This window comes from Aerococcus urinaeequi, assembly GCF_001543205.1.
GTDB lineage: Bacteria > Bacillota > Bacilli > Lactobacillales > Aerococcaceae > Aerococcus > Aerococcus urinaeequi.
The window spans coordinates 1,711,618-1,726,466 of the sequence record NZ_CP014162.1 but is presented as its reverse complement, the minus strand read 5'-3'; the positions used below and the strand labels follow the sequence as shown (position 1 = coordinate 1,726,466).

12 protein-coding genes and 1 other RNA gene are annotated in these 14,849 nt (G+C 41.4%); 3 read left to right on the top strand and 10 right to left on the bottom strand.

Going from position 1 to position 14,849, the window contains the following annotated elements:
• Positions 1-5: 5 nt before the first annotated feature.
• Both AWM74_RS08040 and gshAB read right to left on the bottom strand, forming a co-directional pair.
• On the bottom strand, positions 6-1,136 hold the full coding sequence (locus AWM74_RS08040; RefSeq protein WP_026465880.1) for a cysteine desulfurase family protein: 1,131 nt from the start codon (positions 1,134-1,136) through the stop codon (positions 6-8).
• On the bottom strand, positions 1,136-3,430 hold the full coding sequence (gshAB, locus tag AWM74_RS08035) for a bifunctional glutamate--cysteine ligase GshA/glutathione synthetase GshB (protein ID WP_026465879.1): 2,295 nt from the start codon (positions 3,428-3,430) through the stop codon (positions 1,136-1,138). The genes AWM74_RS08040 and gshAB overlap by 1 nt, the downstream gene beginning before the upstream one ends.
• Before the next feature lie 191 nt (positions 3,431-3,621).
• Here gshAB and AWM74_RS08030 point away from each other — a divergent pair, with 191 nt between their 5' ends.
• From AWM74_RS08030 to AWM74_RS08020, 3 genes are all read left to right on the top strand, one after another.
• Entirely contained in the window at positions 3,622-4,893 is a 1,272-nt protein-coding gene (locus tag AWM74_RS08030) for a replication-associated recombination protein A (protein WP_026465878.1), read from the top strand.
• Between the two features lie 96 nt (positions 4,894-4,989).
• Positions 4,990-5,177: non-coding RNA, 6S RNA (gene ssrS / locus AWM74_RS08025), on the top strand.
• Positions 5,178-5,365: 188 nt separating this feature from the next.
• Complete coding sequence (locus AWM74_RS08020) at positions 5,366-5,830, top strand: universal stress protein (RefSeq protein WP_026465877.1); 465 nt, start codon at positions 5,366-5,368, stop codon at positions 5,828-5,830.
• Between the two features lie 92 nt (positions 5,831-5,922).
• Here the strand turns inward: AWM74_RS08020 and AWM74_RS08015 are convergent, their stop codons facing one another.
• The 8 genes from AWM74_RS08015 to AWM74_RS07980 form a co-directional block, all read right to left on the bottom strand.
• The gene (locus AWM74_RS08015) at positions 5,923-7,089 is read right to left on the bottom strand and encodes a M20/M25/M40 family metallo-hydrolase (protein WP_026465876.1); all 1,167 of its coding nucleotides are present in this window, start codon (positions 7,087-7,089) and stop codon (positions 5,923-5,925) included.
• Between the two features lie 62 nt (positions 7,090-7,151).
• Positions 7,152-7,514, bottom strand: coding sequence for a Spx/MgsR family RNA polymerase-binding regulatory protein (locus AWM74_RS08010; RefSeq protein ID WP_026465875.1), 363 nt, complete (start codon positions 7,512-7,514; stop codon positions 7,152-7,154).
• A 209-nt stretch (positions 7,515-7,723) separates the two neighbouring features.
• The gene (locus AWM74_RS08005) at positions 7,724-8,584 is read right to left on the bottom strand and encodes a MurR/RpiR family transcriptional regulator (RefSeq protein ID WP_026465874.1); all 861 of its coding nucleotides are present in this window, start codon (positions 8,582-8,584) and stop codon (positions 7,724-7,726) included.
• Positions 8,585-8,673: 89 nt separating this feature from the next.
• A complete protein-coding gene (locus tag AWM74_RS08000) occupies positions 8,674-10,170 on the bottom strand; it encodes a PTS transporter subunit EIIC (RefSeq protein ID WP_034258146.1) in 1,497 nt (498 codons plus the stop codon).
• A gap of 16 nt (positions 10,171-10,186) precedes the next feature.
• Positions 10,187-11,083 (bottom strand): N-acetylmuramic acid 6-phosphate etherase, encoded by an 897-nt coding sequence (gene murQ, locus AWM74_RS07995; RefSeq protein ID WP_026465873.1) that lies wholly within the window; start codon positions 11,081-11,083, stop codon positions 10,187-10,189.
• A 15-nt stretch (positions 11,084-11,098) separates the two neighbouring features.
• A complete protein-coding gene (locus AWM74_RS07990) occupies positions 11,099-12,160 on the bottom strand; it encodes a DUF871 domain-containing protein (protein ID WP_026465872.1) in 1,062 nt (353 codons plus the stop codon).
• Positions 12,161-12,368: 208 nt separating this feature from the next.
• The gene (locus AWM74_RS07985) at positions 12,369-13,571 is read right to left on the bottom strand and encodes an acetate/propionate family kinase (protein ID WP_026465871.1); all 1,203 of its coding nucleotides are present in this window, start codon (positions 13,569-13,571) and stop codon (positions 12,369-12,371) included.
• A 134-nt stretch (positions 13,572-13,705) separates the two neighbouring features.
• Positions 13,706-14,740 (bottom strand): class I SAM-dependent methyltransferase, encoded by a 1,035-nt coding sequence (locus AWM74_RS07980; RefSeq protein ID WP_026465870.1) that lies wholly within the window; start codon positions 14,738-14,740, stop codon positions 13,706-13,708.
• Positions 14,741-14,849: the final 109 nt, after the last annotated feature.

Below are 14,849 nucleotides of genomic sequence, written 5' to 3'. Positions count from 1 at the left end.
AATAACTATTTAATTGAAGCAAAAATATCTAAAATTTGATCAATATCTGAAAATTCAGTTGGTTCCCCAAAAGAAAGTCGTAAACTTTCTGCGATTCGCGGCGAATCCGCCCCGTACATAGACACAAGCACGCGTGATGGTTCAAGTGATCCTGCTGTACATGCTGAACCTGCTGATAAGTAAGCATCTCTTAAATCTAGCTTGATTAAAACTTGATCAGATGGGTGACCCGGCCAATAGATATTTAAGACATGGGCCAATTCTGCTTCAGCCGGACCATTGATTTGGAAGTTTAAGCCACGTTCCCGAGCGCCTTCCAAGAAATATTGACGCAAGGCCTTTAAGTGGTCCTGGTGCTTTTCCATATTGTCATATTGCTTTTCGATGGCTTTAGACATGCCCAAGATTAAAGGTAAGGCTTCTGTTCCTGCCCGATGTTTGTTTTCTTGGTTACCACCGCGTACATAAGGGGCAAAATCCGCCTTAGCATTACGGTAATACATAAAGCCTATCCCTTTTGGCCCGTATATTTTATGGGCAGACATAGACAAGGCATCGATGTGCATTTTTTCCACGTCTAAAGGAATATTCAAATATGTTTGGACAGTATCTGTATGGAAGAAAATATCCTTTTCATGTAAGAGGTCGCCAATGGCTTGGATGTCTTGAAGAGACCCTACTTCATTATTGCCGGCCATAATGGATACCAAAATTGTCTCTTTTCGGATGCTTGTTTTCAATTCTTCAAAGTCAATATGACCTTCTTCATCAAAGTCTAGATAAGTCACTTCAAAACCTTGTCTTTCAAGGTGACGCATAGTTTGGTAGACAGAAGAGTGTTCTGCAGCTGTTGTGATCAAATGCTTGCCTTTGTTTGCAAGTCTGGCAACAGTTTGGTTAATAGCTGAATCATTGGACTCGGTCCCACCAGACGTAATGATAATATCATCTGCATCAGCGTTTAGGGTCTTGGCAATTTGTCTGCGGACGCCTTCTATCTTCTGCTTAGATTCACGCCCAATCTTATACAAACTTGAAGCATTACCGAAATCATCATGCATGGCATTTGTAATGACTTCAATGACTTCTGGGTCAACTGGTGTTGTTGCGGCGTAATCTAAATAAATGCCTTTCATTATTTTCCTCCCGTAAATTTTGTTTTCTCAGGGAATAGGAAGCTTAACAGGTCCTTAGTGATCCGTTTGCCCTCTCCCATTGCTGGGTAAATATGCATCATCATCATTGGGTTAAAATTGGCTTCAATTAATGCATAGTTATCTGCACTTGCTGGTTGGTGAATGTCTTCAATCATTAGGTCTAATCCGGTAATATTCACCCCTAAAACAGCCGCCATCTTCACAGCAATTTCCTTATAAGAATCGTGCATATCGGCTAAGACTTCAATAGAATCTCCACCTGTTGAAATGTTTGAATTCTCTCGTAAAATTACTTGTTGCCCTTCAGGCACCACATCCGTTGGTGTAAAGCCTTGTTGTTTCAAGGTATTCACTTCGATATCCCCTAATTGGATGATTTCTAGTGGCGAACGGTGGTCCCGTCCTCGTTTAGGGTCTTTATTCTTGTCAGCGACCAATTCTTCAACTGTTGACTGACCGTCTCCAATCACATTAGCCCCAACACGGTTGACAATAGACAGGACTTCCCCTTCTTGCACGTAAAAACGGTATTCAGTGCCAAAGGCAAAGTCTTCAATTAAAACAGTATGGTCTTCTTTAAAGGCGATATCTAAAGCTGCCTTAAATTCGTCAGCCGTCGCGCCTTTCTTAAAGATTGAAATCCCAATTCCCATATTCGTTGATTTTGGTTTAATCACAAAAGCTTTGTCTTGGTATAAAGCTGCCACTTTCATCGCTTCACCAAATTGATTAAATTCTAGACTTTTTGGCACATGAATGCCGTGCTCAGCTAATAAGGCCTTAGTGACTACCTTATTTTCCATAACATAGTGACCAATATAAGGGTCTTTGCTAGTAATGTTAGCATTCTTCACGATTTCCTTGTGGGTTTTATATTTTAGACGGAGCATCTGGTCATCCCGGTCCAAAATATCCATTTGGTAGCCTTCTTGGATGGCATCAAACATTAGAATCTGGGTTGATAATTCCATATCTTCAAAGCCACCTAAAGCATAAGGTTTAGCCCAGGCTGACTCGTAGACCTCTTCCGCGAATTGGCGACCTGCTTTTAGGAATCCATCAACATCTTTCATAGTCGTCATCATTTGGCCAGCTGGCGTTAATGCTGGGTCTTTCATCCGGTCTACCATCAATTGTGTCGTTTCAATAACCGATTGATCAGCTTCAATCGCCTCTAACATGCCTTGCATGTCTTGCAAAATGGCTAACCCTTCGTCCATAGCTTGCGTTTTTTGGAAAGTTTCCTCTTCAGCAACCTTAGTCTTCAAGTCAATCCCGTAATGGACATCCGCCATATTGGCATCTTTACTGGACCAGACTAAGTACAAGATGAAGTATTTCATGAATTCAATATCTGACGCTTTAATCCCGTAAGCGGCATCCGGTTGAATATCTAACAGTCTAAATTCTAGGTACTTAATGCCTTTATTCAGTAAAGACCGGGCTTTGTTGGCACCACGTAATCGAACATTTGAATAAAATTCTTTCTCAGCGATTAAACGCCCCTCAGTCACGTTGTCCTCTAATTGCGTCACATAGTCCTCTAAATTGTCATAAGTAAAGGTCACATCATTCTTATTGATATATCCTAGACGTGAGTTTCGAATTGACCGCACTGGGTGTGCAAATTTATCTGATGGCACACGGAAAAAGCTGTCATCCGCAATTGGCGCCGCCCCAAATAAATAAACTAAAATCCACTGGTAACGCAAGAAATTACGGGATAAACGTAGATAAAAATCAGACTGGAAATCTTTTAGCGATTGGCTATTGCCGTCTACTTTTTTCGCTTCTTCATGGACTAGTTGAATGAAAGCAGGTGAAATCTGCATATTGAAGTGAATACCAGAAATCATCTGCAATTTTTTACCGTATACTTCTACTAAATAATCCCGGTAGTCAACAGCAACCGGATCTTCTAAATCTGCCACTTCAATCAAATCATCCGCCGGCAAGGCAGGTGGCATTGAGTATGGCCAGATCCGTTCATTTTCTGTTAATGACTCAATCGTCACTTCATGTATCGCTTGCAACCATTCCATGACATGGTCCGCAGAATAAACTGGCGGTGTCACCAATTCTAATTGCGACTCCGCAAAGTCCCGTTGAATATAAAATGACGACGTTGACCCATCCACTTTTTTAGGGTGCGGGGTTAAAGCCAACTGCCCCTCAGGTGTAATCCGGTGACCCTCTCGTTCAATCCCTACCGATGCCTCTTTGAAAGCGTGGCGAATCTCTGCTTGTTGAATGAATGACTGTAACCAATTCATATGTAATCTAACTCCTCATCTACTCTTCTACCATCCATATAGCAATGGTTGTTCGACTTATTTTATCATTAATGTGCTTGTCAGACTATTTTTCTGTCTTACTTTTTTATTGGAAAACGAACGTATATTCGCTAACCTGAATCACCTATGTTATAATTAAGACGAGTATAGCCAAGAGAGGAGACAGGTAAATGCCACAAAATAATCCCTTAGCCTTTCGCATGCGACCGCGGTCAATCGAAGAAGTTGTCGGCCAACAACATCTAGTTGGAGAAGGCAAAATCATTTTCCGAATGGTAAAAGCCATGCAATTATCATCCATGATTTTATATGGACCACCCGGTATTGGGAAGACATCGATTGCCTCAGCCATCGCTGGGTCTACTAAATATGCCTTTAGAAAATTAAATGCCGCTACAGACAGCAAGAAGGACTTACAGGCGGTAGTTGAGGAAGCTAAATTTTCTGGCGGTATCGTCTTATTACTAGACGAGATCCACCGGTTAGATAAAACAAAACAAGACTTTCTACTACCTCATTTGGAATCAGGCTTGATTACTTTAATTGGGGCTACAACTGAAAATCCCTTTATTAACACCAGTCCAGCCATCCGGTCTCGGGCTCAAATCTTTCAATTAGAACCACTGGATGAAGCAGATATTAAAACTGGTTTAGAACGGGCCTTAACCGATAGTGACCGCGGATTAGGCAGCTTTCCAGTTGATATTGATGACAATGCCATTGACCATTTCGCCCATGCAGCCTTTGGTGACTTGCGGTCGGCCTTAAATGCCCTAGAACTAAGCGTTAAATCAACAGACGAAAATGCGGATGGCCGTATCCATATTACTTTGGATATTGCGGAAGAAAGTATGCAGATGAAATCATTCTCCCACGACGCAGACGGAGACATGCATTACGATGTCATTTCAGCCTTTCAAAAATCTATTCGTGGAAGCGACGTAGACGCTGCCCTCCTATACGCAGCACGATTAATTGAAGCCGGTGAATTAACCATTTTATGTCGGAGATTATTAGTCATAGCCTACGAAGACGTTGGTTTGGCCAACCCGCAAGCAACCGAACGAACGGTTGCTGCAGTTCAAGCGGCCAACCAATTAGGCCTACCCGAAGCTCGGATTCCTTTAGCCAATGCCATTATCGATTTAGCCTTATCGCCTAAATCCAATTCAGCTATTGAAGGAATTGACGCCGCCCTTGCTGACGTGCGGGCTGGTAAATCTGGTATCATTCCAAAACACCTAAAAGATGCGCATTATAAAGGCGCTGAAAAATTAGGTCACGGCAATGAATATAAGTTTCCACATGCCTATCCTAACCACTGGGTAGCCCAACAATACCTGCCAGATACCCTAGTTGGTAGACGGTATTACGAAGCCGGAGACACTGGGAATTATGAACGGGCTTTAGCTGAAAACCGCCGTAAACGTGAAGGTAAGTAATCACTTATAAATGTTATGATTATAGTAATTGTCGGATTTTTCAGAGTCTAAAACTTGAAATTATCGTCAAAAGCCTGTATGATACTTATAAGAAGAATTCCTCTGTAGTGTTCGCGATTTCTTTACATGTGTTGACCGAACAATTAGCTATCTAGGGAACTGCCAAGGTTTATGGATATAACGCCTCATCACGAGGACTGTTGAAGTAGATATGTGGTTCCCACCTGTATATCAATGCGGGTTCAATACAGATAGATCTCATCACGGCACATAACGGAGCTCTTTTATAAAATTAACTTTTTAGAGGATGCGTTTATCGCATCCTTTTTTGTTATACTTTTCTTTTGCATCTCCTCGCCTGCAATACTGATATATTGCTCTCATTTTTTACCTTTATAACTGCAAAATGATACTTAAGCGCTTACTTTATGCTTTTTAAGTGGTATAATAAATACAAAGGAGCGTGAGGAAAATGTATCAAGAATATTCACGTATATTAGCCCCAATTGATGGTTCGGACGAGTCTAGATTAGCGTTTAAAAAGGCTGTAGCTGTTGCTAAGCGTAACAATGCTACCCTAATTGTTGCCCATATTATTGACACCTCTGCCTTCCAAACAACAAATATGTATAATGAGGTCATTCCTGAGGCTGTTACAACACGTGCTAAAGTCATGTTAACTGATTATGAGGAAGAAGCGCGTAAAGCAGGGATTGAACGAGTGGAAACTGTGATTGATTATGGTTCTGCCAAGTACCAAATTTGCCATACTTTAGCGCCAGAAAACAAGGCAGATTTAATTATGATTGGTGCGACTGGTTTAAATGCTGTTGAACGTTTATTTATCGGGTCTGTTTCTGAATATGTGATTCGTAATGCCCCGTGTGATGTGTTAGTGGTTCGTACAAATTTAGACAATGAACAAATTGCTGACTAAATGCTCAGCAAAAAGTTTACTCAAATAAAATAAACCGCCAACTAGGTGATGTCTTGTCTCCTGGTTGGCGGTTATTTGATTTGCTTACTTTATTATAAATCTAAAATGGCTTGAATGGATAGTGCGACTCTTGGTACAAGTGAGGTCAAATCAGCTTCTTCCTCAAGGGTGTGGGCACCTGTCCCCACAATGCCCAAGCCGTCAACAACGGGAATGTCTACAAGGGATGCTAGAGAGGCGTCGGATGCGCCTTGGCTTTCAACCTTAGCTAGAGGACCATAACCCATTTTGTAAGCCGTGGCAGAGTAATGGTCTGCTAATTGATCGACTTTATCGGTGTAAACCATGGCATCTACGCCCGATTCAATTTCAAATTTGGTCACTGTATCTGCTATATAGGGTTCAGCAATAACGCGTTCGATGTCTGCGATAATTTCCTCTTTAATGGTCTGGTTTGGGAATCTAAGTGAGAAGTTTCCTTTGGCAGAACCTGGAATGGTATTGGCTGAAACACCCCCATTGATAATGCCACAGTTGATCAATTTCTTGCGCGAGATATCAGTTAAGGTTTCTAGGGCAACGACTTTCTGAGCTAATTCCACAACGGCTGACCGGCCTATTTCAACTTCCATACCGGAATGACCTTGGATACCTTCGACGGTTACGTTCAGCATCATGCCACCTTGGCGACCGACCACAATTTCATCAAAGGTTGGTGTGGGTTCAAAGTTCAGCATCAATGCTGCATCCTGTAATTCCCCAATCATTTCCTGACGGGTATCTGAATATCGGTGGAGGGTTTCTTCATCCGGAATCAAAATTAGACTTAGGGGGTATTTTTGATAGCCCATTTCAATCAGGTTTTTCACCACATACATGGCGATGACGAGGCCACCCTTCATGTCCATAAGGCCAGCACCCTTAGCAAAACCCGGTTTATCAGCCAGCAAACGGAAGTGGTGGTTTTTGGTCACATCGGCATTAAAGACGGTATCCATATGACCTGATAAGACGATAGGCTTTTTGTCCTTGTTTTCGGCAGTTTTATATTCAGCAATCAACAAGTCCCCTGCTTGGTCATGGGGAATGGTCCGGGTGGTCATGCCAATACTTTCACACCATTGACTGATAATCGTCCCCACTTGATTGATACCAGAAATTTGATCAATCCCTGATTCCGTATTCACTAATTCTTCTAAAAAGGCGAACATGTCGCTTTCTTGCCCTGCAATTAAATCCTTTAACGCTTCAATTTCCAATAAAACCCCTCCAAGAATCTTTATCCTATATTGCCCCTTGTCCTGTCCTTATTTTTCTATCCTTATTTGCTTAACCAGATCTGGTCCAAAAAATCGACTTTTGACCCTGCTGTAGCGACTTGGTCGCCTACAATTAATGGTCGTTTAATTAACATGCCCTGTTCAGACAGTAAGGCTAAAAATGACTCTTCTGACATATCGGTTAGCTTGTCTTTTAAGCCTAATTCACGGTACAAACCGCCTGATGTGTTTAATATTTTTGTATATTTACCGTCTACTTGGTCCAGTGCCCAGGCAATTTCTTTAGCCACGGGTGGTTGATCACGGATGTCGATGATTTCCCCAAAGGTTAACCCTTGGTCTTCCAAGTGTTTTTTCACCTTTTGTGTTGTGGAACATTGTTTTAAGCCATATATTTTTAGCACCTGTCTTCATCCTTTCTCTTTCAAGTTTCTACCTACCATCATAGCAAATTTTGCTCTTCATTAAAAGACGATTAAATCCCCTTGAAGAATGACCACTCTTCGCTAAGCTAAATGATCTAAAAAACTAGCCCTTTGGAAAAGAGCTAGTCTACTTAGTATAAATTTGCTTTTAGTTTTAAATATATGCTGTCGTTTTTTAGCACCTTTCTTTAATCTTGGTAAAAGCTGTCGATTGCGTTGGTTGCTTCTTTAGATATGGCTAAGTTTTGAACATGGGTGTCATAATTTTTCGTCATATAAGAAAAGAACAGCAGGTCAATGGCATAAAGCTGGGCTAACAAGGAAATGGTTGCCCCACTCCGTAACAAAGCCTCCTTGGTATCGGCCGTATGTAAGGGAATATCGGCTAAATTAGCAAGAGTATTGGCACCCGCTTTAGTTAAGGAAACGGTTTTTAAACCAAGTTCTTTGGCCATCTTTATGACTCTGGTTCCTTCAGCTTTTTCACCTGAATTGGAAATCCCAATATATAGTGAGTCTTTTGGAGCAATGGCCATGGCTGCGACTAGTTCGTGTTGGTCTTGGGTCACCATGACTTGCTTACCAATCCGGGTAAATTTTTGCCGGAAGTCTTGGGCTACAATATTTGATGCACCGAGTCCATATAAAAAGACCACTGGACTAGCCATAATCCAGTCCGTAACTTGATCGATATCTTGGTTTAAGAGACTGACATTGGTATCGGCGAAGACTACACTAGCGTTGGTTGCCAGCTTTTCTTTGATGGTATCTAGACCTTCGTTTGCATCAATATCCGTATAGTTTAAATCGCCTCTTTGACTTGTTTGTGCAGATAAAGCGAGTTTTAACGCGGTAAAGCCACTGATCCCAATCGAACGGCAAAAACGGATAACCCCCGCTGGACTTGACTTGGCCTCTTTTGCGAGTTCGGTCGCGTTCATCTGGATAACATCTTTTGGCCGCTCTAAAACAAGTTGACCAATCTTTTGTTCAGACTTGGGTAAGTCTTTCAGCATTTCGTTGATTGTTTGAAGGACATTTCTTGCCATCTTGGCACCTCTCTATCGTCTATCATTTCGCAAATTTAAAGGGCTGCCAGCAAGGAGTTGACAGCCCTTTTCCACTTATTCATATCTTACTATAAATTGTCTAAGCCTTCCATGGTATTTGATGGCGATCCAGTAATTTCACTGGCTTCTTGGGCAGTTTGGGGCACACCGAAGAAGTATGTCAGGATGAAGCCACCAATATAAGCTGCGACAAGACCCATCACGTATGCTGGCCATTGTCCGTCAGCAATCAATGGAATTAAGGCGACACCTGATGGTCCAATGGCAGTAGCACCAACGCCACCGATTGCCCCAAGGACAGCACCCCCGATTCCACCACCTAGACAGGCTGTGACAAAGGGACGACCTAAGGGCAGAGTTACGGCGTATATCAAGGGTTCACCGATACCTAGAATACCTACTGGTAGAGACCCTTTAATAATGTTGGTTAATTGCTTGTTCTGGCGACATTTTAACCAAAGCGCGAAGGCGGCACCTACTTGACCGGCACCCGCCATAGCAAGGATTGGTAGTAGTACGGTCTTACCTGTAGCCGCAATCATTTCAATATGGATAGGGGTCAGGATTTGGTGCAAGCCAAACATTACTAGCGGAAGGAAGCTCGCCCCAAGGATAAAGCCGGCGACTGCGCCACCTACTTGTAATACCCAGTTGATGGCACCAACAAGTGAAGTGGATACGAAACCTGCAATCGGCATAATCAAGAAGATGGTCATCATCCCAACAACTAATAGGGAAATGGTTGGGGTCACAATGATATCGATGGCATCCGGAATGACTTTACGTAAGCCTTTCTCAACTAGTGACAATAGGTAAACGGCGATAATAACTCCGATGACTCCACCTTGACCAGCCGCTAAGTCACCACCTGTAAAGATATTTGGTAGTGGCGCTTCAGGTAACATACCAGTTAAATAAGTAACCCCTGCGACAACCCCACCAAGGCCTTCTGTTGCACCGAATACCCGGGCAGCATTAATACCAATGTAGATGTTTAAGTAGGCAAATAACCCGTTTTGAAGGATTTTAAGGACAAGAAAAATGTTGTCCCACATACCCGGCTCTAATGCACCCGCCGTCAGCATATTTTGAATAATTGACGCGATACCACCAATAATACCGGCTCCGACGAAGGCTGGAATTAAAGGCACAAAGATCGACGCAATCACTTTCAGTGCTTGTTTAAAAGGTGTATTGTTCTTTTCTTTTTGTTTATTTTTATTTTCTGCAGTGATTCGTTCAGCTTCAGACCGACCTATAGTTAAATCTTGGTCAAGATTTTCATGAACTTGACGCCCTTGTTGGACATGCCCTTGGTCGGCCATGACAGTGGCTACTTTGGCTGCCGTCCCTGGACCAACAACCACTTGTAAGGTGTCCCCATCTTCAACAACGCCCATGACGCCATCTACTTGTTTCAAGGCTTCCATATCTACTTGCTGGTCATCTTTAATGTTGATCCGGACTCGAGTCATACAGTTATAGACTTTACTCGTGTTAGTTGGTCCGCCAATATGTTGGTAAATTGCTTGTGCTAATCGTGCTTCATTACTTGTTTTAGCCATGATACCCATCCCCTCATCATTTTAATACTTGATTTACAAAACCATTGGCTGCATTAATTTTTAGACTGGCTTCTGTAGCATCTAAATTGGTTAAAATCATCACGATGGCTACTTTAACTTTATGATTAGCGGCTTCAAAATAGCTTGCTGCTTCTTCATATGAACATTCAGTTGCTGCCATAATAATCCGTTTAGAGCGTTCTTCTAATTTCTCATTCGTTGCTTGCACGTCCACCATCAAGTTTTGATAGACTTTCCCGATGCCTATCATCGAAACCGTCGATAACATATTCAAAATCAACTTTTGGGCTGTCCCCGCTTTTAGTCTGGTTGATCCAGTTAAGATTTCCGGTCCACAGTCCACTTCAATTGGAATCTGGGCATAACCACTAATTTTAGCCTCCTTGTTGCAGGCAATTGAGACTGTTTTGGCCCCAATACTTTGGGCGTATTGCAAGCCACCGATTACATAAGGCGTCCGTCCAGAAGCAGCAATCCCAACGACAGTATCATTGGCATTTAAGTTCAACTTCTTGAAATCTTCTTCCGCTAAAGTCAGCGAATCTTCAGCGCCTTCAACCGCTTCGACCATGGCCTTGTCACCACCAGCAATCAAGCCGACCACTAAGTCTGGTGAGACCCCAAAGGTCGGTACACACTCAGCTGCATCCAAGACGCCTAAACGACCAGACGTTCCGGCCCCAAAGTAAATTAATCGACCGCCAGCTTTTAACGACTGAATAATCGTTTCAACCGCCGCTTCAATTTGTCCAAGTGCTTCAGCAATCACTTCAGGCACCTGTTGGTCTTCCTTATTCATCAGCTCAAGTACTTGACCAACTGACATCTGGTCCAAATGCATAGTATTTGGATTGCGCTTCTCAGTCGTTAACTGATTAATTTCTACACTCATCTTTTTCGTCCTCCATTACTTCTGCAATAATCTAAATGTTTGTCCGGGCCCAATATAGGGGATTAAGCTTTTATCTGTTTGAACAACCTGACCAACCACATTGACTTTCTCATCTTGCGGTAAATCGACCTTACAAATTTGTACTTCACCCTGGTAGCGTCCGTAGCCTTCATTATCGACAGTGATAGCGCCAAATTGTCGCGCATCAGTATTCACTGCTTTGATTGGGTCATTTGACCTTAATTGTCGTCTTGATTCTTGGCTTCTAATCACTAGAGCTGCCGCATCTTGCCGATTAGTATGGTCACCTAAAATCCATTCCACTTGTTCAGCAACCGCGTCCCTTGCACTTTCCACCCTTAAACAAATCCGGTTTTTTTCAATATATTCTTTAAATTGAAAAAGGACTTCCCGTGAAATTGATGGGTCACCTATATAAATGTCGTCAATATGGCCATTAGTGATTAAATCTAGAGTTCCCGCCAAAGGATGCATGCTTCGGTGGGCTTCAACCGTCGGCAAGCCTGCGTAGATTGGCCCCCTCATTTTGTCATCACCAGGGACAAAAGCCATAGTCCGAAGACCCGTCGACTTCAGCCAATGGTTGTGGCGTTTAAAGGTGTCCATGTCTAAGCCAGTTTCAGGCCTTGGATAGTAGTTATGCCAGGCGGTTATTTGATTTAAGTCTGCTTGATAATAATGGAGTTGCTCTAAATCTTGTTCAGTCAGTGTGCTAGCATTTAAAGCGATATGAATTTCACGACTTAAACGAGCCACCGTTTCAAAACCAATACCATAGTCAATCCGCAAACCTGTAACCCCTAGATCAATGACCGGCCTGATATCTTCAAATGACCCACCAATTTTATGGAGACTGGTCCCTGAAATGTCTACGACTAGCGACAAGTCATAAGCCTTTGCAATGGTGCCAAGGTCTTGCATCCGATCTAGATAGGCAGTGGAATCATCTTCAGGAATATGGATTGATGTAAAAATACCAGTAAAACCAGCAGCAACCATCCGGTCGATGTGATCACGATCAATTGCTTCATTTAAATATACGGAAAAACCATACATATACTCACCTCATTCAGCTTTAACTTACTCTCTTTTAATTTGAAAACGTTTTACTTAAAATTTATTATAGCACTTTGGAATATTTTTTCAATAAATTATGAATTATCCTGTAAAAATTTATTTTAATGAAATTAAATTACATAATTCGATAAAAAAAGACCCAAGTTGCCTAATCAGAGACAACTTGAGTCCTTTGGAAAATGTTTGATTATTCGTTAATGTTACCTAAACGTACTGTATCACGAACGATTACTAACTCTTCATCCGTTGGGATAGTGTAAACTGCAACTTTTGAATCTTCGCTAGAAATTTTCGCCTCGTCACGTGTATCATTTGCTGTTTCATCAATCTCCATACCAAAGAATGCCATATGGTCATCAATGATTGCTGCACGTGTACGACCTGAGTTTTCACCGATACCAGCTGTAAATACAACTGCATCAACGCCACCCATTACTGCAATATATTGACCAATGTATTTACGTACTCGGTCATAGAAGATTTCTAATGTAGTTTGTGAACGTTCGTCACCATTATCTGCTGCATCTTCAACATCACGCATATCTGAAGATACGCCAGATAAACCTAATAAACCAGATTTATTATTTAAGATAGAAATCATTTCATCAATATCAGTAATATTCAATTTCTTCATTAAAAATTGAACTAGAGATGTATCAATATCACCAGAACGTGTCCCCATTGTAATACCTGCTAATGGTGTGAAGCCCATTGAAGTATCAACAGATTTTCCACCATCTACAGCAGTAATTGAACCACCATTACCTAAATGGCAAGTAATAATTTTTAAATCTTCAATTGGTTTACCCATTAATTCAGCAGCACGGTTTGCTACATATCTGTGAGAAGTACCGTGTGCACCATAACGACGTGCACCAAACTCTTCGTAGTACTCTAATGGAATAGAATATAAATAAGCTACTTCAGGCATTGTTGTGTGGAATGATGTATCAAAAATTCCAACAGCTGGTTTACCTGGTAATACTTTTTGGAAAGCACGAATGGCACGAGCTTCTGGTCCATTATGTAGAGGCGCAAATTCTGCTAATTCGTCAATTTTTTGGATTGCTTCATCATCTAATAATGTAGACTCTTTAAAGATTTCTCCACCAGCTACCACACGGTGGCCAGTACCTGAAATTTCATCATAGCTAGTGATAATGTTTAAAGTGTTTAATTGGTTTAACAAGAATTCAGTAGCTACTTCGTGATCAGCTATATCTTTAACATCCTCAAATTTTTGGCCTTCCCCATATTTGATAGAAATGTTAGAGTTACCGATTTCAATACGGTCGATTTGACCTGACGCTACAACATCTTCGCTAGGCACTTCGTAAATTTTAAATTTTAAACTAGAAGAACCTGCGTTTACAGCAATTACTTTAGACATGCTTTCTCTCCTTTAATCTTAAATCAATATTATTTAATATACTTCATTATAACATGACATGTTTCGTTATGGTAAAGACATTTCTATTCTATTCCTTGTGAAATGCATTTTTTGCAAAGTAGCTATTTCAAAGTCTACTTCATTTTCTCAAGAAAGTTTTCAAAAGCCCCCAAGAACTTAGGCAATTCTTCCTTACTCTTCAAGTCCGGAATTTCACCAACAAGTACCTTCTCACTTTGTTTAGCCTTGTCGCCCGCTTTTTGCACTAATAAAATGGCTTTTCTAGATTTCTCATTATTGAAAAGATTGCTTGGTAGCGACAATAAAGCTTGGAAATAACCATGCTCCCCAATGGCTTCAATTAAGGTCTTAATATTTTCATCTTGGACAAGGCCAGCAGGCATAATATAAATACCCCAACCATTCGGTTTCAAGTAACGTAATCCTTGTTCTACCATCAAATAATGAACAAAAGCATGTTGCCCTTCCTCACGGTTTTTCGCAGAAGAATAGGTGTCAGCTACTTCATCCACTGGATAATAGCCTAAGGGTAGGTCACCTACAATTAGATCACTTGGTGGGACAATCAGATTTTGTAATGAATCCCCTAAATATAAATTAGCTGGGATATCTTGTAGACGGGTGGAAACGTCCGCTATTGACAACATTAAGTCATCGTTATCATAGCCGAATCCTTGAATTTTATAACCAGATGCCTTCAAAGCGTTATAAATAATGGCGTACAAGTTTCCAGTCCCCATTGTCGCATCAAAGAAGGTGATCTCAGTATCTTCTGCTTTATCAGCTAAATGCCCTTGATCTACCAATTTAGTGGCAAAATAGCCCATTAAAACAGCGATAGCTTCAGGTGTCATATGGTAATTAGCTTGTAATTGATCAGCTTTTTCCCCTTCAATAAAGGCAAATTGAACCGCCTTACGAATGTCTTCAGCTTCGAATTCTTGGAGATTGATATTGCTATAAATCTCTCTCAATTGCTCAGCCTCTTCATCACTTGGTCGTTGGTCGATTTGTTGCACTTCGCCATCAGCAAGATTTTGCAAAGTTTCAAATAAAGCTTCTAGGTAAGAAAACTCTAGCGCTTCCTGAATCAAAATCGTTGAGTCATGCAATACACCAAATAATTGGTTGATATTTTCTACTGACATAGTACTTCCTCTCTCTCATTATCCTACTACATACCTATTTTCAACGAAGAATGGCTTCCTGTCAATCATTGCGACTATAGTCCGTCCTAAAACATACGATATGCCATCA

Coding starts and splice junctions, on each gene's coding strand:
- AWM74_RS07990 (WP_026465872.1), bottom strand. CDS start 12,160: ATGTATGGTTTTTCCGTATATTTAAATGAAGCAATTGATCGTGATCAC.
- AWM74_RS08000 (WP_034258146.1), bottom strand. CDS start 10,170: ATGGCTAAAACAAGTAATGAAGCACGATTAGCACAAGCAATTTACCAA.
- AWM74_RS08030 (WP_026465878.1), top strand. CDS start 3,622: ATGCCACAAAATAATCCCTTAGCCTTTCGCATGCGACCGCGGTCAATC.
- gshAB (WP_026465879.1), bottom strand. CDS start 3,430: ATGAATTGGTTACAGTCATTCATTCAACAAGCAGAGATTCGCCACGCT.
- AWM74_RS07985 (WP_026465871.1), bottom strand. CDS start 13,571: ATGTCTAAAGTAATTGCTGTAAACGCAGGTTCTTCTAGTTTAAAATTT.
- AWM74_RS08020 (WP_026465877.1), top strand. CDS start 5,366: ATGTATCAAGAATATTCACGTATATTAGCCCCAATTGATGGTTCGGAC.
- AWM74_RS08040 (WP_026465880.1), bottom strand. CDS start 1,136: ATGAAAGGCATTTATTTAGATTACGCCGCAACAACACCAGTTGACCCA.
- AWM74_RS07980 (WP_026465870.1), bottom strand. CDS start 14,740: ATGTCAGTAGAAAATATCAACCAATTATTTGGTGTATTGCATGACTCA.
- murQ (WP_026465873.1), bottom strand. CDS start 11,083: ATGAGTGTAGAAATTAATCAGTTAACGACTGAGAAGCGCAATCCAAAT.
- AWM74_RS08005 (WP_026465874.1), bottom strand. CDS start 8,584: ATGGCAAGAAATGTCCTTCAAACAATCAACGAAATGCTGAAAGACTTA.